Here is a 21924-nt window from a genome sequence, read left to right as displayed (position 1 = left end):
ATTTTTATGGCTCGAATTATATTGTTAGACAGAGATGGCGTAATTAATTCAGATTCGCTGAATTATATTAAGAGTGTGGATGAATTTATTATTATACCTAATAGTATTGCTGCTATAGCGCGCTTAAGTTCAGCGGGTTATAAAATTGGTGTTGCAACGAATCAATCGGGTGTTTCAAGAGGGCTCTATACTGAAGATGATTTGTTAGCGATTCATCATAAGATGCTGCAAGTGGTTGAAGAAGCAGGTGGTCAGATTGAAGCCATTGAGTATTGTATTCATCTTCCTGAAGAGGGGTGCTTTTGCCGTAAACCTCAGCCTGGAATGTTAAAGGCTTTGGCCAAAAAATTACATTGTTCTTTGGAAGGTGTATCTTTTGTAGGTGACAGGGTTTCCGATATACAAGCTGCGCTGGCAGCTGGTGCACAACCCGTTATTGTACTTTCAAATATGACGAATAGGTCTGAGCTGAAAGAATATCCTGATGTGCCTGTTTATCATTCCTTATCACAGTATGTTGATCAATTACTAATATCACAATGAGAACAATAAAAACTGTTGGTTATGAAAGCGATGAGCTAAAAGACAAAGCACAAATACTGGCTGAGAAGTTGAATTTGCGGCTGGAAAAGGATGCCGATACTTGTCTTTTTGTTTCTTCTGAGAAACTCGTTTTAAAAACTCCTGAATTTTCTCCATTGTCTGCAGATTTTGCTGCAATCACTTGGAGTAAAAGAAGAGGGGAGGGTAAGAAACAGGGATTGGTGCGGGCTTGTAAGCCGACTAAAGACATTAAAATTTTAGATACCACCGCCGGTTGGGGAAAAGATGCGGCTATTTTAGCATCTTTTGGTGCTGAGGTTATTATGTTGGAGCGCCATCCCATTATGGCTGCATTGCTTGCTGATGCATTATCTCACAGAAATGAATCTGATGAACAAAAAATGCGTATATCTCTGATTGAGGGAGACGCTTTTTTGTTCTTGCAAAGTTTACAGACAAGTGATTATCCTGACATTATTTACATAGATCCAATGCACCCTGAGCGTAATAAATCGGCTTTGGTTAAAAAGGAAATGCAAATTTTGCAGCAATTGATTGGAGTGGATGATGATGCATTGGAATTAATTAAGATGTCCTTAACTCGTGCCAGGTTAAGAGTGGTAGTGAAATGGCCACAAAAAATCAAACCATTACTACTTCCAGATGCATCCATAGAAGGGAAAACCATAAGATTTGATATTTATACTTCCCAATCTTCACTTTAACTTAACGTGTACGAAATAACTCGGACATTTGGACGCTCAATATTACTGAAATCTGTAATCGTTCACAGACTGTGTTTAAAAGTAGAGTTCTTGTATTGTGAATCATAACTGGTTATTCACGTGCTAACTGTGTCCGCTTCCTTATGGTCGCGGCTCGATTTTGCCGCATTATATATCCGAGCCGCGACCGTAAGGAAGCGGATGTGTAATGCGCGCCGAGTATGACATAATTGCAGAAGTCAGAAGTCCTTTTTTGGAGGACGCAATACATATTATACCACCTGTTTCACTAAAGCGGATGAAAGATAGGGCAGGCGTCCTGACAAGCCTAAACCAAGGGAGAAGCTTTGAACGTATTGTCCACGAATTCAATCAGTTAAGGCTAACATTAGAAGACCCTATTACTGCGCTTTTGTTCAATCAGAACGTGGTACTCTTACAGTAATCTTAACGTCCAAATGTCCAAATTATTTCACACGTGTTCCTTAACCAAATTCATCTAGCTCTTCTCTTAAGCGCCTTTCTTCAAAGAGATCTTCTATTTTTCTACGCCTTTCCAATTTGGTTGAAGGACTTGCTTCTGGAATAACAGCTTCAGTATCACTAAAATCAATTGTTTCATTATCAAATTCATCAAAGCGACGAGTACTCATAGCCATCTCCTTAGCTAACCCGTTGAATTCCATTTTATTCTCAGTGATACCAAGTATCTTGAATATAATGTATAAAATATCAGAATTTGAAGATTAGGGGTAGTGAAATTTTTTGAGCAGATTCAGATAAAATATTTATTGGGTGAATTCGGAATAGCAATAGATTCCGAATTCATTCTAGCCATATTAATGTGGTGTTGTATTACTAAGCCCATGAGTGTCTTCATGTTCTGTTTCGGTTTGTTGTTCCAGTTGTTTTTGTTTCTCTTTTAAAGCGGTTATTTCTTCTTTAACAGCAACTGTATTTAATGGCGTTGTAGAAGTTTTTGGAGATGCTAATTCTTCATAAGTTTTTTGTATTTCCGGAGCTTTCGACATAATATCCTGATAGGTTTTTTTATCATGTTCGAAGAGTTTTTGGGCGTCCATTTTAGTGCCATTGACATTAATAGTAATTTTTTCTGGTGGGTAACCTGCTTCAATACAGGCTCTAAAAGCTTGCCTCCCTCTTTCCATAGCCACATCTTCGCTATTGGGAAAATTACAGTTCATTTCAATAGAATCATATCCTTTAGCTTTGATGGCTTGCGCAATAAGCATCATATCCGCCTGGACATTTTGTCTGGGGTCCTGATAATAACGAGGATTTATCATGGGGAGTTGCATCACAAAGCTGCCATCTTTTTGTTGATGGATCTCTCTTCCAGTATCACTCGTGATCTTTTTTATAGTGTCAATTTTAACGCCTGATAAAGTAATTTTATCTGGTGAAATTCCTACCTGTACAGTAGTAGTTTCAGGAGGAAGCCCCATTTTTTCACGTTGCGCGGCTATCAATCCTTCCAGTTCCATGAGCATCTCTTTATTTTTATTTTTTTTAGCATTTTCATAGAGATTCGCAACAAACAGCAATTCGGTAGCCTGGCTTGCTGATGCCTTATGTAATTTATCCAGTGATTCGCTGGTGGATTTATCAAATTCTTCCAATTGTTTTTTATGGGATTCTTTTAAGTCAGTTAATAGATTTTTTTTAACGGTCTCAACATCTGGGTCACTAGTTAAACTCAATGCTTTTTTTAAGTTGGGTACAAAATCCGGATTTTTTGCAGTATCAAATTGTTCCTCCAGCGCTTTGATTTCATGTTGTTGTTGAGCAAGGATTTTATTCCTCCCTTCATCAACATATTCCTTCATTGTTCCAATGAGGTCCTCTGCCCTGAATTTTTGTGGAATTAAATTAACGAGTTTTTGAAAAGTTGAAGTGGAATCTGTAAAAGTTTTTTGTGCCTCATCAAATTGCTTACTTTTTTCCAAGCTCTTGTTTAATCCTTCTCTGACTATTTTTGCTTCAGGACTATCGACAGTTAATTTATCATGAATTGACACATCGCCCGGGGCTTTGGTTTTTGAAAATCCATGGAAATCACTAATTCTTGAATTGACAAGTTTGTCAAAGGCATCAGAGCTAAACGTTGCATTGTCACCTAACCCAATGGTATCCCGATAATCCTTCTCTAAACTGCTTAATTGCTTTGCAGTGTATTTGCTGGTTCGGCTTTCTGATTTCAGGTATTTACCGAATAAAGGTATGGAGTTGTAAAAAGCCATGTCTATTACCTCGGATAGTATTATCTAAATTAATTATAACAGTTTTTTATTAAGCGGAAATTAAGTTAATAATTCATTTCAGCTTATTGCATAACCAATTGATTGTAAATTAAAAAAACAATGGTTATGCAAGACTGTTATTAATTACCATGCAGGTATTGCGTCATCACCAAATAATTCTTTCGCTTTTTCTTTTACCTCTTCAGAGTTCAATGCTTTCACAAACAATTCCAATTGTGGCCTTTTTTGTGTGTCACGACGCACTACAATAATATTGGCATAAGGCGAGTCCTTGCTTTCAGTAAACAATGCGTCTTTGGATGGGCTCAGCCCGGCTGGCAAGGCAAATGTAGTATTGATCACTGCGGCATCAACGTCAGGAAGTACTCTCGGCAATTGGGCTGCGTCCATTTCTTTAAATTTGAATTTTTTAGGGTTACTTTCTATATCTTGTATACCACTATTCGTTGTATTTTTCAGAGTAATTAAATGTGCTTTTTCCAAAAGTAAAAAAGCGCGCATTTCATTACTGGGGTCATTGGGTACTGCAATAATTCCATTTTCAGGTAATTCACTGAGTGTTTTATATTTCTTGGAATAGATACCCATTGGATAAACAAACGTTCTTCCTATCGCTTGTAAGTCATAGCCGTGAGACAGGATAGCGGCTTTTAGGTAAGGTAAATGCTGGTAAACATTCGCATCCAGACTGCCGTCCTGCAATGCTTCATTTGGTAAATTATAATCATTAAATTCGACAATTTTTACGGTGAGACCATACTCTTTTTCAGCAACCTGTTTTGCTGTTTCTATGAGTTCTGTTTCAGGGCCTGCAATTGTTCCTATAACCAACGTATTGGGAGCTGGCTTACTACTGCAGGCTACCAGGCTGATGATTAATATCAAATAACTTAAAATTCGCATTGAACCTCCCAATTAGTGATGTATGCAACGTTTTGCCAGATAATCTCCAGCCGTTTGTATGAGCTGAACCAAAATGATTAGCACAATGACAGTAGATATCATAACTCCTGCGTTAAAGCGTTGATAGCCATAATTAATGGCTAAAGTACCCAGTCCTCCAGCTCCCACAGCTCCAGCCATGGCCGAATAGTTAACCAGAGTTATCGCTGTAACAGTAATGGCATGAATTAATCCTGATTTTGCCTCAGGAAGTATAATATGCAAAATAATTTGTCTGGTGCTGGCACCCATGGCATATCCTGTTTCAATGAGACCAGGTGGTAAGGCTTGGAAAACATTATCAATCAGTCTGGCAAAAAAAGGGGTGGCGCCAACGGTTAATGGAACAATTGCTGCATTAATTCCTATGCTGGTACCTACAATGAGTCTGGTAAAAGGAATAATAGCAACAAGCAAAATAATAAAGGGGATAGAACGAAAAATATTAATCAAGGCAGATAGAGTCTTGCATAACTTGGGATTTGGTTTTATCCGGGCAGATGAGTACAGTAATATACCTAGAGGCAGGCCGAGCAGCACTGCAAAAAGAGTACTCAAGAATACCATATATAGGGTTTCCCCTGTCGCACTCAGTAAATCATAAGCCATCTGGTAGGACATAGCCTAAAACCTCCACAGTAATATCAGCTTGTGTGCAACGATTGATGAATGCTTCAAGCAATAATGGATTCGCTGTTAACTCAACGATTAAAACACCACAGGTGACTCCATCGAAACGATCTATATTAGCCAACAGAATATTGATATCCATATTCAAATCTCTGCTGGTTTGGCTAATAAAAGGCACAGTTGCTTCCTCTCCCTGAAAAAACAGCCTCAGAAGGGGTTTTTCAGTAGAATAGTCTGCAAGTCTGCGTGTGAGGCATGCTGGTAGTACCGGGCTAATTTGGGCGTAAAGCATACTACGAGCAAGACTATCAGGTTTATTGAACACATTAGACAAGGCAGTGGTTTCAACAATTTCTCCATCTACCATGACAGAAAGCCTTTTGCAGATTCGTTTCACCACATCCATCTCATGAGTGATTAAAACAATAGTAATGCCATATAATTCATTAATTTTTTTCAGAAGGGACAGGATGGCGTCTGTGGTTGCCGGATCGAGTGCTGATGTTGCTTCATCACAAAGCAATATTTTGGGGGAACAACTCAGTGCCCGTGCGATGGCTACCCTTTGTTTTTGTCCTCCACTCAGTTGAGAAGGAAAAGCATTTTTTTTATCAGTTAATTCAACAACAGGCAGTAATTCTTCAATTTTTTGTCTGATGGATTCCTCATCTATGCCTTGGATTCTCATCGGAAGAGCGATATTGTCAAAAACAGTTTTTGAGTTTAATAAATTAAAATGTTGGAAGATCATAGAAATTTTATGGCGTGCCAATGCCAAGTCTTTTCGAGAAAGGCTCATCAGGTTTTGGCCATCGATGATAACCTCACCTTCATCAGGTTTTTCCAGTAAATTAATACAACGCAATAAAGTGGACTTTCCTGCCCCACTTTTACCTATAACTCCAAATATTTCACCTTCCTGAATAAACAAATTAATATCGTTTAAGGCTAACTTGCCAGAGAAAGATTTTTTTAATCCGCATAACTCAATCATTATTATAACCTGGGACTATAGCTTGCAGGAGGGCATAAAGAGGGAATAGTAAGCTACCGCTTTAGCCGTATTTTCAAAAGAATAACTTGGGATTTTTTCTAATTTCAAAATAAAATAGCATCATAAGTATTTTAATCTTGATTTTAGATTTTCTTATAATTTAGAAGCTTAATCTTTTGAGCGTCCGCAAGCTGAGTTTTCAAATCGACGCTGTCCAACAGTATACACAAACTGATTTAATAAAAAAAGAAAATTCTTTGTTTAATAGAACTATGTTGCCACTATTTCCTCAAAAGAATTATTTAGTCAGGATTGACAAGTCCAGTTCTTATTGGCAACCTTATGCCGGTTTTAAAACAAGGAGCAGTACTGATGAAAAAGATGTTTTTTGTGGTTTTCTTTTTGTGTTCTTTGGCAGTGCAAGCTGGAGAGCTGGGAAATTTTCAAGATATTGTGGATGCTGTGTCTGCAGGTAAGCGAATAACTTTTGTAATTAATTTAAAAAAATGTATTTCTGAAATGCCTTTAAATCCTGCAATAGTCTCGGTTACTCCAAATGCAGTTATGGTGGCTGGCAACAATCGAGTGACTGCATCTGACCGACATTTTACTCTTGATGATCCTGTCGCACGCGGCACACCTATGTTTGATTATAGTAAATTTAATCTCGATTCTGAAGGCGATGCGTCAATTAAAACGACTGTGTTAAATGCCAGTACTTATGAGCGTCTCGGCAGCTATCAAATGAATTGTAAATTAGGCGAAGGATTTAAGGTATTCGAATAAAGATAGACCCAATATAGTAATCGTTTCCGACCCGGTTAAAACATAGTGTCTTTGAATGTTAGCCATAGCTGATTATGCCATTTGGTATACGGTTCACGCTGGATTCTGGAATATTATACATCCGGTCGCGGCCTGATAAGTCCGCGGCTCGGTTTTGCGCCATTATAATCCGAGCCGCGACCTGAAAGATCCCCACAAAAATATACATTTTTAGTAATGACTCTGTCATCCCTGCGAAGGCAGGGATCCATTTTGCAATGTACATCCTAAGTTTCATTAGGGTATTCTATCCTGCCAACTTCGCAAAAAACTCTACATCATATGGAAAAACAATATTATGTTTATATTCTTGCCAGCAAAAAATATGGAACTTTATATGTTGGCTTTACCAGCAATTTGACTCAACGTATCTATGAGCATAGGGAAAATTTAGTCGATGGATTTACTAAAAAATATCATGTACATGAACTGGTTTATTTTGAAGTTCACTCTAATGTTTATGAAGCAATTACTAGAGAAAAGCAAATAAAAAGATGGAAAAGACAATGGAAAATTAACTTAATTGAGTCAAACAATCCTCAGTGGATTAATTTGAGTTACGAACTATTTTGATGGATGGATCCCTGCCTTCGCAGGGATGACAGAATCTAGGGGATAACAGAAGCATTTAAAATTGTACAAATTCGTGGGGATTCATCAGGCCGCGGCTCGGTTTTGCGCCATTATAATCTGAGCCGCGACCGTAAGGAAGCGGATATCCACAATATATCTTCAACACGGTTTGTGAACGATTACGATTTCATTGAGCGGGGAGCTCCCACTCAATCGCTCACATTGCGGATTTTAATCCTTTAGCTCTTCCCTGTCCTTAAAATAATCCAAAGTTTGTGGATTAGCCAGAGATTGTAAATTGCTTATTTGCTGACCATGAACGACTTGTCTGACAGCAAGTTCTACTATTTTCCCACTGAGTGTTCTGGGAATATCAGGAACCTGTAGTATTTTTGCAGGAACGTGCCTGGGGGAAGCATTTTTTCTAATGGTTGTTTTAATCGTATTGATTAATTCTTCATCCAATGTTTTTCCATCACGTAATTTAACAAATAACACAATACGTACATCATCCTGCCAGTCTTGCCCTATAACTACACTGTCGATAACAGCATCTACTTTTTCTACTTGCCTGTATATTTCAGCGGTTCCTATACGTACACCCCCAGGATTTAAGACGGCATCAGAACGACCATAGATAATTAAGCCATTGTGGGCAGTTATTTCAGCAAAATCTCCATGTGCCCACACTCCCTGAAATCGTTCAAAATAGGCGTGCGTGTATGCTTGTCTGTCTTTATCATTCCAAAATCCTACAGGCATTGAGGGAAATGGTTTGGTGCAAACCAATTCACCGCGCTTTTGTTTCACTGAGTTTCCTTGTTCATCAAACACTTCGACTCCCATACCAAGCCCAATACATTGTAATTCACCTCGATAGACTGGAAGAATAGGATTTCCTAAAGCAAAACAAGAGATGATATCAGTTCCTCCTGAAATAGAGCTCAACTGTAGGTCCCTTTTTATGTTCTTATAGACGAAATCATAGTTTTTAGGAAGGAGGGGAGAGCCAGTAGACAGGATGCAGCGCAACTCCGATAAACGAAATTCGTTTTTTGGTTTAACCCCTGACTTTTCAATAGCAGATATAAATTTGGCACTGGTTCCGAATACAGTGACCTTTTCTTCATCGATTAATCGAAACATTCTATTATCTGTCGGGTAAGTAGGTGAACCTTCGTATAATGTAATGGTGGCTCCTAATGCCAATGCTGAAACTGTCCAGTTCCACATCATCCATCCACAAGTTGTATAAAAACATAAATTATCCGTGGACTTAATATCTGAATGCAGACCTAATTCTTTCAGATGCTGAATTAGCGTGCCACCTGCCCCATGAATAATACATTTAGGCCTACCAGTTGTTCCTGATGAAAATAAAATATAAACGGGGTGGTCAAAAGGAAGAGAAACAAAATCACAATCAGATGCTGGCTTTATAAAATCATTCCAATTGGAGGCATTGGGTTGATGTTTGAGTTCAATGTTCTCATTAATGTTAGGGCAAATAACCACATGTCGTAGAGAGGGGATTGCAGCAGAAAGTTGAACAACCTTTTCTGAACTGCTGTACTTTTTACCTTGGTATTGATGGCCATCACAAATAAAGAGGGCTTTGGGTTCAATTTGACCCAGGCGATCAAGAGCAGCCTGAGTACCAAAGTCTGGTGAACAAGAAGACCAAATGGCGCCTAACGAGGTTGTCGCCAGCATGGCAATGATTGTATAAGAAGTATTTGGCATAACTGCTGCGACGCGATCCCCTATTCCAATTCCAACTGCTTTGAGACCTGCAGCACACTGAGCTACTTTTTCGTACAATTCAGCATAACTAATGACACTTTTATTATCGTTTTCATCCAGGCTTATTAAGGCGGGATGCTTGTCTCTACGACTTAATAATTTTTGGGCAAAATTGAAATGAGCCCCTGAAAACCATCGTGATTCAATCATGTTGGAGGAATAATTCAGAATTTGATGAGGCGGTGTATCAAAATTTAGTTTAAAAAAAAGGCATAAAGACTCCCAGAATGATTCTGGATGCTTTACAGACCAGGTATATAAATCCTGATAACTCTCAAAAATTTGACAATGCTTTTTGGCGGCAAAATCCATAAATTGACGCATTCTTGTTTGCTCGGGGTTCTGGGGTGTCCATGCTATATCGTTCATGAAAATTTCTCTCATAGTTTTATTTTGTAGTAATAAGTGTGAAGTTGTTAGATTGACATGATCTGGTTTAGTTGTTGCTGAGTGCATAACGAAGTTCAACACTCAATTTTTAGCTCCTCCCTTTGCCCTATTTAGAAACTCAATGAGTATCAAATTTCAAGTGAATCTAAACTAATAATTATAGAATCCCCTAATTACATGGGTTAGCCAGCATAGCATTAGCAACTTTGGATTGATTTTTTCGTCCTAATACTTTACAAATCAAGTCACCAGCAGCAACAATTTTAAATATATCTACTCCTGTATCGATACCTAGTCCATGCATCAGGTATAGCACATCCTCTGTTGCAACATTTCCACTGGCTCCACGTGCATATGGGCAACCTCCAAGTCCTGCAACTGAACTGTCAAAACGGTTTACTCCATATTCCAGAGAAGCATATATATTGGCTATGGCCTGTCCATAAGTGTCATGAAAATGCATTGCCAATTGAGTAACCGGTAGTATTGGTAATAGGACATCAAGAAGCAATTGAGTTTGTTTGGGAGTGCCTACACCAATAGTATCTCCAAGTGAAACTTCATGCACGCCAAGATCCAGAAGCATTTTTGTTACCTCAGCGACTTGTTTAGGCTGTATATACCCCTCATAAGGACAACCCAAGACACAAGAGATATATCCCCTTACTTTCATTTGATTAGTTTTTGCCAATTCTAAAACAGGCTTGAAGCGTTCTATGCTTTCTTTAATAGAGCAATTAATGTTGCGTTGATTAAATAATTCACTGGCTGCAGTGAATACAGCGATACTTCGCACTCCTGATTCCAACGCTTTAAGCATCCCTCGTTCATTTGGGACCAGAGCAGAGTAATTTATGGAAGATACCTTATTAATAGATTGAAATACTTCCTCGTTATCAGCTAGCTGGGGAATTGCTTTTGCTGAAACGAAACTGGTGACTTCTATGTGCTTCAAACCTGTTTGACTAAGTAAGTTGATTAATTCAATTTTCTTGTCGCTAGGTAGGTACGACGGCTCATTTTGTAAGCCATCTCTGGGGCCCACTTCAATTATTGTCACATGTTGGGGATAGTCCATAAAATATTCTCTTAGGTATCTGATTCACTCAGTGCGAGCAACTCTGCTCCTTCACTCACCTGAGCACCCACAGAATAAAAAATATCCGATAATACGCCATCAATTGGAGCGTGAATAGTGTGTTCCATTTTCATAGCCTCCAGAACAACTAAACTTTCCCCGGCTTTTACTTGTTCACCAATGTTTTTTAAAATAGCCACTACAGTAGCAGGCATTGGTGCAGTCAATTGTCCTTTATGTCCAGAGGTTTGGGCGTCCAGTTTACTCCATTGGAAACGTTCGACTGATATTTGTCCTTTATCAGTATAAAAGGTCATGTGATGTTTTTTAATGTCTACTTGAGCTTTTATAGTTTGTTGATTGATTTCAATAATAAGTTGGTCAAGATCAAACCTGGCTTGAATAATAACTTCTTTATTATGGATGATTGCTTTAAATTTCTCTTTATCCAAAGGGGTTATCTGAGTTTCTATCGTTGTGGAATCCAGTTGATAGCGCCAACTCCAATGGCTCGAAAGGTGCATTTGCCAGGCAAATGTATCTTGCAATAAAGGATCTTCAATGCGGTTAAGGGTACATAAATAATCACAGCTTATAGCCAAAAGTATAGCCATCTCATTATCGGGCTTTGGTAACTCGATGATTTCATTCTCTAAAAAATCAGTACTTACCTTGGCTGCTTTGAATTGTGGATGTTTGCAAATAGCTTGCAAAAAGGGGATATTGGTTTTTACTCCACCAATATAATAATGAGTTAGGCTTTGTGTCAATTTTTGTAGCGCTTCTTCTCTGTTTTGCCCCCAGACAATAAGTTTGGCAATCATTGGATCATAATACATGGTAATTTCTGAAGAAAGAGTAACGCCTGTATCAATGCGGATACCATCCCCTGATGGTTCTTTTAAAAAATGAAGTTGGCCAATTGAAGGAATAAAGCCATGGTAAGGATCTTCGGCGTATATACGGCATTCAATAGCATGGCCTTGAGCTTGAATCTGATTTTGAGACAAGGGTAAAATTTCATTCGCAGCGATTTTTAATTGCCAGGAAACAAGATCAAGTCCAGTAATCATTTCTGTGACTGGATGTTCGACTTGAAGTCTTGTATTCATTTCCATAAAGTAGAATTTGTCGTCACCATCTACCAGAAATTCCACTGTACCGGCACCTCTATAATCGATAGAGCGGGCAACCTCGCAAGCAGCTTGAGCCAGTTTTTGGCGTAGTGCGGGTGATAAATTGGGTGCGGGCGCCTCCTCGATAATTTTCTGGTGTCTGCGCTGAATGGAGCAATCTCTTTCAAACAAATGCACAACATTCCCATGATTGTCTGCCATAACCTGTACTTCAACATGGCGGGGATTAAGAACTAATTTTTCTATTATCATCGTGTCGTCTGCAAAAGATGACATAGATTCTCGCTTGGCCCCGGCTAGTGCATCCGGGAATTCATTTTCTTCATATACTGCTCGCATGCCTTTTCCGCCACCACCATTAGCAGCTTTAATTAAGACTGGAAATCCTATTTTTTTTGCTTCATTCAACAATGTTTCTTCAGATTGTCCACCACCATGATAACCAGGAGTGAGTGGAACTTTGGTTTTTTCAAGAAGTTGTTTTGCTAATTGTTTGGAAGCCATTGCTTCCATAGCTTTGATAGATGGTCCGATAAATAGAATTCCTGCCTGCTCACAAGCTTTTGCAAAATCAGGATTTTCAGATAAAAACCCATAGCCTGGATGAATAGCTTGAGCTCCACTTTCTTTAGCTGCCTTAATGATATGCTCGATATTCAAGTAACTGTCTTTAGCTGATGCTTCTCCAATATAATAAGCTGCGTCAGCTAATTGCACATGAAGGCTATTTCTATCCGCCGCTGAATAAACAGCAATGGCCTGAATACCCATAGAATGTGCTGTTTTAATAATTCTACAGGCTATTTCACCTCGATTAGCAATTAGTATTTTATTGAACATGTCCAGAACCTTTATTCCAGTTGGGTGTTTCTTTATTGAGAAATGCATTAAGGCCTTCTTGCCCTTCAGCAGAAACTCTTTTATGAGCAATCAGAGAGGCAGTGTAATGAACTAACTCTTCATCTATTTTTTTATTGGCAACATATTGTGCCAGTTGCTTTGAAATTTTAACGGCTTCTGGTGCATTATTGCCAATTTGTGTGGCATATTTGAGAGTAAATTCTAATAATGCCTCTTCAATAATACAATGTTGGATCAAGTTGAGTGAGTAAGCTCGAGTAGCATCAAAAATTTCAGCGCTCATAAATAGCATTTTCGCTACACGCTCACCTATTGCTTTAACTACATATGGGCTGATTACTGCAGGGATAAGACCTAGTTTTACTTCGGAAAAACAAAAACGAGCTGAATTCGCAGCTATTGCTATGTCACATGCTGCAACTAGTCCTGCTCCTCCACCAAACGCAGAGCCTTGAACCATGGCGATAGTTGGCTTTGGACTTTGATTTAAACTATACATCAAATTGCCAAGTACCATACTGTCTCTTAAATTTTCTTCTTCAGTAAAGTTAGCCATGTTTTGCATCCAGGCCAAATCAGCGCCTGCTGAAAAATGTTTTCCATTGGCTTTAAGTACTATGACTCGAACTTTAGCGTCCTGGATAGCCGAGTTGAGTTGCACTTGCATTTCGGTTAACAGTTGATTATCAAATGCATTGTGTTTATTAACACGATTCATTGTTATCAAACATACTCTATCTTGAATTTCGTATAATAAATCACTCATATTAACGTTCCTTTTACATGCGAAACACACCAAAACGAGTGTCTTCAATTGGCGCATTTAAGGCTGCAGATAAACCAAGTCCCAATATTTTACGAGTATCCTGTGGAGCAATTACTCCATCATCCCAGAGTCTGGCGCTGGCATAGTAAGGATTGCCTTGAGTTTCATACTGATTTCGCATTTGTGTTTTAAATAGTTCCTCTTCTTCAATAGACCATTCTTTCCCTTGTTTGGCATGTTTCTCTCTAGTAATCTGGGCCAGAACATTAGCTGCTTGATCTCCCCCCATCACAGAAATACGAGAATTTGGCCAAGTCCAGATAAAGCGTGAATTATATGCTCTTCCACACATAGCATAATTCCCGGCACCAAAACTGCCGCCAACGATTACAGTGAATTTTGGTACATTTGCATTTGCCACTGCTGTTACCATTTTGGCACCATGTTTGGCGATACCAGATGCCTCATATTTAGAACCGACCATAAAACCTGTGATGTTTTGTAGAAATACAAGTGGGATTTTTCTCTGGCAACACAGCTCAATAAAATGGCTACCTTTTAGCGCACTTTCACTAAATAGAATGCCATTATTAGCAACAATTCCTATAGGATAACCATACAAGCGAGCAAAGCCGCAAACCAGAGTGGTTCCGAAAAGTGCTTTAAACTCATCAAATTCTGATCCATCCACCACACGAGCAATAATTTCTCTGATATCAAAAGGTTTTCTGAGATCAGTAGGAATTATTCCATTAAGATCTTCGCTATCATAAAGGGGAGGGATCGTATCAACCCGGTGAATGGGATCGATTTTCTTGCGATTCAGATTACTAATGGCCACTCTCGCCAGATGAAGTGCATGAGCATCATGCTCTGCATAGTGGTCGGATACACCGGAATGACGACAATGTACTTCGGCACCACCCAACTCTTCAGCACTGATCACTTCACCTGTTGCCGCTTTGACAAGTGGTGGCCCCCCCAGAAATATCGTTGCCTGATTCTTTACCATAATAGACTCATCTGCCATCGCTGGTACATAGGCTCCTCCTGCAGTACATGAACCCATGACTACAGCAATTTGTGGGATATTTTGTGCAGACAATTGTGCCTGATTATAAAAAACACGTCCAAAATGGTCTTTGTCAGGAAAAACTTCATCCTGGAGAGGCAAGAATGCACCACCCGAATCGACTAAATAGATACATGGCAGATGATTTGTCATTGCGATTTCTTGAGCACGCAAATGTTTTTTTACTGTCAGAGGATAGTAGGTTCCTCCTTTCACTGTAGCATCGTTGATAACTATAACGCATTCGGTTCCAGCAACTCTTCCAATTCCTGTAATTATTCCCGCGGCAGGTATATTATCTTCATACACTTGATATGCTGCCAGTTGTGATAGCTCAAGAAATGGAGTGCCTGGATCCAGTAACTGATGCAGGCGTTCTCTGGGAAGTAATTTGCCATGTTGTTGATGCCTGGCTCGCGCTTTTTCATCCCCACCTAGAGCGATTTGATTCACTTTTTCTCGCAAATCATCCACTAAGGCTTGCATACTGATTTGATTATTTTTGAATTCCTGACTACCTGTATTGATGTGAGTAGTTAACTTGGCCATTGTTTTATCCTTACCGAATCAAAATATCGCTCAAGACGATGACGGTCCAGATTATCCAGACAATTGCGAGAAAATGGGGCATTTCTTTGCCTTTGAGAGCACGGTAGATAAGTGCTGGAATTCCTGTAATGATTATAGGCAATAGCATAAGTACTAAGACTTTTCTGATGATCAGCCCCCAACCTGTCTGGCTGAAAATAGGCGTTAACTTTATATTCACATAGGTAAAAAACATGTCAATATAAACTACAATAAGATGGGCATATTTTGCAAAGACTACGATGAGAATACTTAGCAGAAAGTAAATGAGACTATGTCTTAGCATGTACATCCTTTATTATTATTGTTATAACCAAATTTGGTTTTAATTTGAAAAACTTTACCACGCTGCAAACAAAGTTTGTAGCTGGATTATATATAAAAAGCCCGGGTAAAAGCTTTATTTTTACCCGGGCCATATTAACTTGTTAAATCAACTCGATTGCCATAGCTGTGGCTTCGCCACCACCTATACATAAAGAAGCAACTCCACGTTTTTTGCCCTGATGTTTTAAAGCGTGCATTAGGGTAACAAGAATACGAGCTCCTGAAGCGCCAATTGGATGACCCAAAGCACAAGCTCCACCGTGTATATTGACCTGTTCCGGGTTTAATTCGAGTTGGGTAATCGCTGCCATAGCAACAACAGCAAAAGCTTCATTAATTTCATAGAGATCAACATCATCTTGTCTCCATGAGGCTTTGTTCATTACTTTACGAATGGCATCAACAGGAGCAGTTGTAAACCATTGTGGCGCTTGTGAGTGGCTGGCATGAGCAATAATTCTTGCCAAGGGAGTAATACCTCGTTTTTCTGCATTTGCGGCACTCATTAAAATTAAGCTGGCTGCCCCATCAGAAATGGAACTTGAGTTCGCTGCTGTTACAGTACCGTCTGCTTGAAATGCTGGTTTTAATTGGGTGATTTTAGCAAGTTTTGCTTCGTCTGGCCCCTCATCAATTGAAATGGTTATATCCCCTTTGCGGGTAGTTAAAGTAACTGGAGCTATTTCTTCCTTGAAAGCACCTCTTTCAATAGCCTTAAGTGCTCGAGTCATTGAACGTAAAGCAAATTCGTCTTGTTGCTCTCTGCTGAAGTTGAAGTGTTTGGCTGTTGCCTCAGCAAAACAACCCATTAATAGTCCTTTGTCATAAGCGTCTTCCAGACCGTCAAGAAACATATGATCTTTTAGCTCGCCGTGTCCAAGTCGATATCCTGAACGAGCTTTCGACAAGAGATAGGGGGCATTGCTCATACTTTCCATTCCACTGGCAAGTACTACATTAGCTGAGCCTGCCTTGATTATGTCGTGACCGAGCATCACAGCTTTCATGCCTGAGCCACACATTTTGTTAATGGTTGTTGCGCCTGCAGAATTAGGTATTCCTGCCTTAATTGCTGCTTGTCTTCCAGGTGCTTGACCAATACCTGCCTGTAATACACATCCGCTGATTACTTCATCGATTTCTGCGGGAGCGATGCCTGATTGGGAAAGTGCTGCCATATGAGCTACTGCACCTAACTCAGGTGAAGAAAGTGCCGATAAATTACCTAGCATGGCTCCCATCGGGGTTCTTTTTGCTGCAACTATCACAACATCATTATGTTCCATTCCCTTATTCCTTATGCTGTTTCTTTAAAAAGTTCACGACCAATTAGCATTCTTCTGATTTCAGAAGTGCCTGCCCCAATTTCATATAACTTTGCATCTCGTAACAAACGTCCAGTAGGATATTCATTAATATATCCATTCCCTCCTAGAATTTGTATTGATTGTAAAGCCATTTGAGTTGCTCTTTCTGCGGTATATAAAATGACCCCAGCAGCATCTTTACGGCTAACAATATTTTTATCACAAGCTTTGGCAACCGCATATAGATAAGCTCTGCAAGCATTTAATTCCGTGTACATATCAGCAAGTTTACCCTGAATAAATTGAAACTCACCTATTGCCTGATTAAACTGTTTACGCTCATGTACATAAGGTAATACGACATCCATACAGGCTTGCATGATACCAACTGGTCCAGCAGCAAGAATAGTGCGCTCATAATCCAGGCCACTCATTAATACTTTGACCCCTTGATTAATTACTCCCAGCACATTTTCTGAAGGAATCTCACATTGTTCAAATACTAGTTCGCAAGTATTGGAACCACGCATGCCTAGTTTGTCCAATTTTTGAGCCGTTTTGAATCCTGACATGCCTTTTTCGATAATAAACGCCGTAATTCCTTTGCTTCCCGCCTGCTTGTCAGTTTTAGCATATACAACCAGAACATCAGCGTCAGGACCATTGGTAATCCACATTTTAGTGCCGTCGAGAATGTACTTGTTGCCTGAAGAGCGGGCATGTAACTGCATGCTGACTACATCAGACCCTGAGTTAGACTCACTCATAGCCAGCGCACCAATATATTCTCCACTTATAAGTTTAGGCAAATATTTTTGTTTTTGCTCGTTGGTTCCATTCAGATAGATTTGATTGACGCACAAATTGGAGTGAGCACCATAGCTTAACCCAACCGAAGCGGAAGCTCTGGAAATTTCTTCCATTGCTATGGTATGAGCTAAATAACCCATATTGGCACCACCATATTCTTCACTTACAGTGATGCCGAGTAATCCCATTTCTCCCAGTTTTCGCCAGAGGTGATTAGGGAAAGTATTTTTCTCATCGATTTGAGCTGCTAAAGGGGCTATTTCTGTCTGGGCAAAATGGTAGACACTGTGCCTTAACATGTCATATGTTTCACCCAGTTGATAGTCTAGGCCTGTGTACATGAATGACTTCCTGTTACGTTAATAAATACGCTAGACTATACCCAAATGAAACGTACTTGTCACCTTCATGATTGTTTATGGAGCAATCTATTTTAAAATGATTCTTTACCTAGGCAAAAAAATCACCTAATCTTTTGCCAAAGCGTGATCCAAATGGATTTAGATAGAGGAGTGTTTTTGATGAGAAAACTGGTACTATGGGGACATGGAATCGAAGAATACCGTGAGATGTTTGACTTACCCCGGGAGGAAAAAAATTCAACTATATTGGAATATGGTTGCGGTCCCAGTGCTGTTAATTACCAGCAAACTCAGTTGCATAAGAAGGTAGTTAGTTGTGACCCTTTGTTTGTATTGGATAAGGATACCCTGTTCGCTAAAGCAAAAATGATTTTTGCAAATATGGCGGAAGAGGTGAAGCAACATCAGGATCAATTTGATTTTAGTCGTAGTGGTAGTTTGGACAAATTGTCTCAGGAAAGACAGGAAGGAATGAAGCTTTTTTTTGCGGATTACGAGCAGGGTAAAGCAGATGGTAGATATCTTGGTGTGACAGATTATCATTTACCATTTGCTGATTTTGCATTTGATTATGCCCTGAGTTCTCATTATTTTTTTGCAGATCTGGAAGATCAAACTGTTGATTTTCATCTGTTTGCAATTCGTGAGTTGGCTAGAGTAGCTAAAGAAGTGAGAATTTTTCCTTTAATTGATAGAGAAGGGAAAACCTCGCAGTTTCTGGGGCCAGTTTTATTGGGTTTGCAACAAGATAATTATGGTGTGGAAGTGAAGGAAGTTGACTTTCATTTACATAAATCAGGTAATGCAATGCTCAGAGTCTGGGCACAACAATGTGTTGTTTAATTGATCTTTACTTTAAGCCATCAATTTATGTGTAGGGATGAAAAATGGATGCATCAAACAAAAAAAACAGTAAGTCCGCACTTTCTTTGAGATCTCATATTATTGCCGCACTGTTAAGTTCTGGAGCAGCAGCAATCCTGTTATGGCTGGCATCGGGGATGAGTTTGGCAGCTGTGATTGTTGATTCGTTTAACCTGGGGTTTTATATCGGCTTTATGCTGCTTATGAGTGCTGCGCCAGCTGTGCTGGCTTCACCGATTATTTTACCCGGTCTATTGCTTACTGTGTCAGGGCTGCTTCTTGGAGCATCCGCAGTTGCGTTTGCTTTTAAATTAAAAAGCATTTTCGGCTTGACTCAAAATAAATCCGGGAACAGCTTAGCCAGAGAATCAAGTTCAGAGGACAAATCGGAATTACTCATCAAACATGATGATTTGAATAATCAATCCAGTAATCTGGGTAAGGGCAAAGACAGTTCTTTGAAGAAAAAATATGATTATATAAGGTATTGGGGAAGTTTAAGCTTAACCTCGTTTGTGAGTTCTGGCGCGACGGCTTTATTAGGATGGTTCGCTACTGACCTGGTTGTTTCCCTTTCCATAATTCCTGTATTCCTGACAGGAATGACACTTGCAATCGTTTTGGTCCCTTTGTCAATTGCATTATCTGGAGTTTTTGCCTTACCAGCGTTTACTGCTCTTATGTTTACTTTAGGGGGATTTTCTGTGGGCTCGGTTGCCGCAGCACTTACGTCTTACTTTTTATCTGATGGCTGTGCACAAGATAACGGCGTCAAGGCAGTGATTGAAGGTTCAAAAGATAATTCTTGTGAAAACCAGGAATCCCATAAAAAAATGCTACATGGATTAAAAAGTGACAAATTGAGCAGCAACGAAGAATTAATAAATTCTGAACGAAGCGAGCAAACATCAAGGGTTTCAAAAATAACTAAAGATGATAATAATAGTATTAAAGAAGAAGAGATTAATGCAAAAGAGGAATACAGCTTTTGCGGTTTAAAATTGTAGAGTAGTTTTAGGAGTGATGTTATGTATTCCCTACTGCGTCCTTTGCTTTTCAGAATGGATGCTGAAAAAGCTCATTCATTGACTTTGTCTGCATTACATTGCATACCACGCATTTGTTTTCGACAACCGATTGGTAAACCTGTGCATGCTATGGGTCTTGTGTTCCCTCATCAAGTAGGGTTAGCGGCTGGTTTAGACAAAAATGGCGAACATCTGGATGCGTTGGCCAAATTGGGGTTTTCATTTATTGAATTAGGGACGGTAACACCCAGAGGACAAACAGGTAATCCGAAACCAAGGCTATTTCGTATCCCGGAGGCGAATGCCATTATTAACAGGATGGGTTTTAATAACTTAGGGGTTGATGCTTTGGTAGAGAATGTGAGGAATGCCAGCTATAAAGGAATATTGGGAATAAATATTGGAAAGAATAAAGAAACAACTTTGGATAAAGCGGCTGAAGATTATCTCTATTGTTTACGAAAAGTATATAACTATGCGTCGTATATTACTATCAATATTTCTTCACCAAATACTCCAGATTTACGACAGCTACAACAACAGGATTATTTTGCCGGATTACTGACCCAGTTGCAAAGAGAACAAGTAAAATTGGCAGATCAATACGGACGTCATGTTCCCTTGGTTATTAAAGTATCTCCAGACGAGTCTGATGAAACACTAAAACAAATGACAGAAATTATTTTGCAGTGTGGTATTGAAGGCATTATTGCTACGAATACCACCTGCTCTCGTGAGCTAGTGAAAAACTTGCCTTATGCTGAAGAGCAGGGCGGATTAAGTGGTAGGCCACTGACTGCATTATCTACTCATTGTTTGCGCTTATTAAAACAATATGTTGGAAGTGCAGTGACTTTGATAGGCGTAGGCGGTATTGATAGCCTAACGAGTGCTGAAGATAAGATCAATGCGGGTGCTTCTTTACTACAAATCTATAGTGGTTTGGTTTATCAGGGGCCTGAGTTGATCTGCGATATTGTGTCAGGTTTAAATGTCAACAAGTCTTGATAGTGGAAAATTGATGTACATTACCAAAGAATTAACGGCACGAATGGAAGGATGTATTAAGAAGAGCCACATTGAAGTGACGAAACAGTATTCTCAGGGGAAAATCCTGGAGGTGAACGGTGGCGCAGCCTGTTTTTCCGGTTTTGATTCATTCCTGTCTCAAGTAGTTGGCTGGGGATTTAAGACTGAACCAAAGCAATATAAAGCTGAAATTGAAACTATAGAACATTTTTATAAATCATTAGGCCATAACCGTATTGATATTGAGTTATGTCCTTTTGTGGGGAATCACTTAATCAATTTCTTAAGTCAACGTGGTTATCAAGTAACGGAATTAAATAACGTTTCAGTTCTTAATTTAAAGAATTATAACTTGTTTACTGGTTATGATGATGATTGGTTTATTATAAGAGAAGTAAAACAATCTGAATTGGAAGAGTGGGCAAAAAGAGTAGCCATTGGGTTTGGTTTTCCTGAAGCTCAGGAACAATTTTATAAGTATGCGAGTGCAAAAGGAATTTTAGCATTTTCTGCTTATGATAAAGACAATCTGATTGCTGGGGCCACAATGGCTATTCATGGTGATGTTTGTGATTTAGGTGTTACCAGCACATTACCTATTTATCGAGGAAAAGGACTTCAAAAAAAACTGTTGTTTGCCCGTTTAAACCTGGCTAAGCAGTATGGCTTAGAGTTGGCAACGGTAACAACGGAACCAGGGACAGTTTCTGATCTTAATGTGCAAAAAGCAGGTTTTTGTTGTGCTTATACCCGAGTAAAATTGACCAGGGAATTATAAGGATTTCACATGAACATTGCTAGTAGGGCGAAATCATACCTGGCTATATATTTCAAATATGATCAAATTAGTACAACAGACTTCTTTCCAACTCACTGAGATGAGGAGCGCCGTATCGATTAAACAATTTCCCACTGCAGTAGAGTTTTCGAATAAGTCCGATTTACAATCAATTTGTTAATTTATTGTTGATCAATGATGTATAATCGCT

Annotated in this window: 21 protein-coding genes; 8 read left to right on the top strand and 13 right to left on the bottom strand. The window is 39.2% G+C overall.

Annotated features, from left to right (window positions below):
- The first annotated feature begins 6 nt into the window (after positions 1 to 6).
- Positions 7 to 543: a D-glycero-beta-D-manno-heptose 1,7-bisphosphate 7-phosphatase gene (gene gmhB, locus ACZ5EK_RS09635; protein WP_464429300.1), complete on the top strand. Its 537-nt coding sequence runs from the start codon at positions 7 to 9 to the stop codon at positions 541 to 543.
- On the top strand, positions 540 to 1268 hold the full coding sequence (locus ACZ5EK_RS09630) for a class I SAM-dependent methyltransferase (protein ID WP_464429299.1): 729 nt from the start codon (positions 540 to 542) through the stop codon (positions 1266 to 1268). The genes gmhB and ACZ5EK_RS09630 overlap by 4 nt, the downstream gene beginning before the upstream one ends.
- Before the next feature lie 485 nt (positions 1269 to 1753).
- Here the strand turns inward: ACZ5EK_RS09630 and ACZ5EK_RS09625 are convergent, their stop codons facing one another.
- The 5 genes from ACZ5EK_RS09625 to ACZ5EK_RS09605 all read right to left on the bottom strand — a co-directional run bounded on the left by ACZ5EK_RS09625 (position 1754) and on the right by ACZ5EK_RS09605 (position 6116).
- Positions 1754 to 1921 (bottom strand): PA3496 family putative envelope integrity protein, encoded by a 168-nt coding sequence (locus ACZ5EK_RS09625; RefSeq protein WP_464429298.1) that lies wholly within the window; start codon positions 1919 to 1921, stop codon positions 1754 to 1756.
- Positions 1922 to 2107: 186 nt separating this feature from the next.
- Positions 2108 to 3529 carry a Dot/Icm T4SS effector Ceg25 gene (locus tag ACZ5EK_RS09620; RefSeq protein ID WP_464429297.1) on the bottom strand — a complete coding sequence of 474 codons (1422 nt, stop codon included), beginning with the start codon at positions 3527 to 3529 and terminating at the stop codon, positions 2108 to 2110.
- Between the two features lie 144 nt (positions 3530 to 3673).
- Positions 3674 to 4453, bottom strand: coding sequence for a MetQ/NlpA family ABC transporter substrate-binding protein (locus tag ACZ5EK_RS09615; RefSeq protein WP_464429296.1), 780 nt, complete (start codon positions 4451 to 4453; stop codon positions 3674 to 3676).
- A gap of 12 nt (positions 4454 to 4465) precedes the next feature.
- Entirely contained in the window at positions 4466 to 5113 is a 648-nt protein-coding gene (locus ACZ5EK_RS09610; protein ID WP_464429295.1) for a methionine ABC transporter permease, read from the bottom strand.
- Entirely contained in the window at positions 5091 to 6116 is a 1026-nt protein-coding gene (locus ACZ5EK_RS09605; RefSeq protein WP_464429294.1) for a methionine ABC transporter ATP-binding protein, read from the bottom strand. Before ACZ5EK_RS09605 ends, ACZ5EK_RS09610 begins: the two co-directional genes overlap by 23 nt.
- Before the next feature lie 372 nt (positions 6117 to 6488).
- On the opposite strand from ACZ5EK_RS09605, the gene ACZ5EK_RS09600 reads away from it, so the two are divergent.
- Together ACZ5EK_RS09600 and ACZ5EK_RS09595 are read left to right on the top strand one after the other, a co-directional pair.
- Positions 6489 to 6902, top strand: a complete 414-nt coding sequence (locus ACZ5EK_RS09600) for a VirK family protein (protein ID WP_464429293.1) — start codon at positions 6489 to 6491, stop codon at positions 6900 to 6902.
- A gap of 321 nt (positions 6903 to 7223) precedes the next feature.
- On the top strand, positions 7224 to 7514 hold the full coding sequence (locus ACZ5EK_RS09595; protein WP_464429274.1) for a GIY-YIG nuclease family protein: 291 nt from the start codon (positions 7224 to 7226) through the stop codon (positions 7512 to 7514).
- A gap of 231 nt (positions 7515 to 7745) precedes the next feature.
- Here ACZ5EK_RS09595 and ACZ5EK_RS09590 read toward each other — a convergent pair whose 3' ends face one another.
- The 8 genes from ACZ5EK_RS09590 to ACZ5EK_RS09555 form a co-directional block, all read right to left on the bottom strand.
- Positions 7746 to 9686 (bottom strand): acetoacetate--CoA ligase, encoded by a 1941-nt coding sequence (locus ACZ5EK_RS09590; protein ID WP_464429292.1) that lies wholly within the window; start codon positions 9684 to 9686, stop codon positions 7746 to 7748.
- Between the two features lie 190 nt (positions 9687 to 9876).
- A complete protein-coding gene (locus ACZ5EK_RS09585; RefSeq protein WP_464429291.1) occupies positions 9877 to 10785 on the bottom strand; it encodes a hydroxymethylglutaryl-CoA lyase in 909 nt (302 codons plus the stop codon).
- 11 nt (positions 10786 to 10796) lie between these two features.
- Positions 10797 to 12761, bottom strand: a complete 1965-nt coding sequence (locus ACZ5EK_RS09580; RefSeq protein ID WP_464429290.1) for an acetyl/propionyl/methylcrotonyl-CoA carboxylase subunit alpha — start codon at positions 12759 to 12761, stop codon at positions 10797 to 10799.
- Complete coding sequence (locus tag ACZ5EK_RS09575) at positions 12751 to 13548, bottom strand: enoyl-CoA hydratase-related protein (RefSeq protein ID WP_464429289.1); 798 nt, start codon at positions 13546 to 13548, stop codon at positions 12751 to 12753. The genes ACZ5EK_RS09580 and ACZ5EK_RS09575 overlap by 11 nt, the downstream gene beginning before the upstream one ends.
- A gap of 13 nt (positions 13549 to 13561) precedes the next feature.
- On the bottom strand, positions 13562 to 15169 hold the full coding sequence (locus tag ACZ5EK_RS09570) for a carboxyl transferase domain-containing protein (protein WP_464429288.1): 1608 nt from the start codon (positions 15167 to 15169) through the stop codon (positions 13562 to 13564).
- A 10-nt stretch (positions 15170 to 15179) separates the two neighbouring features.
- Positions 15180 to 15494, bottom strand: coding sequence for a hypothetical protein (locus tag ACZ5EK_RS09565; RefSeq protein WP_464429287.1), 315 nt, complete (start codon positions 15492 to 15494; stop codon positions 15180 to 15182).
- A gap of 142 nt (positions 15495 to 15636) precedes the next feature.
- Complete coding sequence (locus tag ACZ5EK_RS09560) at positions 15637 to 16821, bottom strand: thiolase family protein (protein WP_464429286.1); 1185 nt, start codon at positions 16819 to 16821, stop codon at positions 15637 to 15639.
- 11 nt (positions 16822 to 16832) lie between these two features.
- A complete protein-coding gene (locus ACZ5EK_RS09555; protein WP_464429285.1) occupies positions 16833 to 17993 on the bottom strand; it encodes an isovaleryl-CoA dehydrogenase in 1161 nt (386 codons plus the stop codon).
- 180 nt (positions 17994 to 18173) lie between these two features.
- Here ACZ5EK_RS09555 and ACZ5EK_RS09550 point away from each other — a divergent pair, with 180 nt between their 5' ends.
- The 4 genes from ACZ5EK_RS09550 to ACZ5EK_RS09535 are packed head-to-tail and all read left to right on the top strand — an operon-like array spanning position 18174 to position 21713.
- Positions 18174 to 18857 (top strand): hypothetical protein, encoded by a 684-nt coding sequence (locus ACZ5EK_RS09550; RefSeq protein ID WP_464429284.1) that lies wholly within the window; start codon positions 18174 to 18176, stop codon positions 18855 to 18857.
- Between the two features lie 44 nt (positions 18858 to 18901).
- Positions 18902 to 19885, top strand: a complete 984-nt coding sequence (locus tag ACZ5EK_RS09545) for a hypothetical protein (protein WP_464429283.1) — start codon at positions 18902 to 18904, stop codon at positions 19883 to 19885.
- A 21-nt stretch (positions 19886 to 19906) separates the two neighbouring features.
- Positions 19907 to 20914, top strand: a complete 1008-nt coding sequence (locus ACZ5EK_RS09540) for a quinone-dependent dihydroorotate dehydrogenase (RefSeq protein WP_464429282.1) — start codon at positions 19907 to 19909, stop codon at positions 20912 to 20914.
- A gap of 13 nt (positions 20915 to 20927) precedes the next feature.
- Positions 20928 to 21713, top strand: a complete 786-nt coding sequence (locus ACZ5EK_RS09535) for a GNAT family N-acetyltransferase (protein ID WP_464432481.1) — start codon at positions 20928 to 20930, stop codon at positions 21711 to 21713.
- Positions 21714 to 21924: the final 211 nt, after the last annotated feature.

The sequence above is a fragment of the Legionella sp. JM-2024 genome, assembly GCF_055389095.1.
The sequence above is the reverse complement of the archived record's forward strand: the minus strand, read 5'-3'. Positions and strand labels throughout refer to the sequence as shown.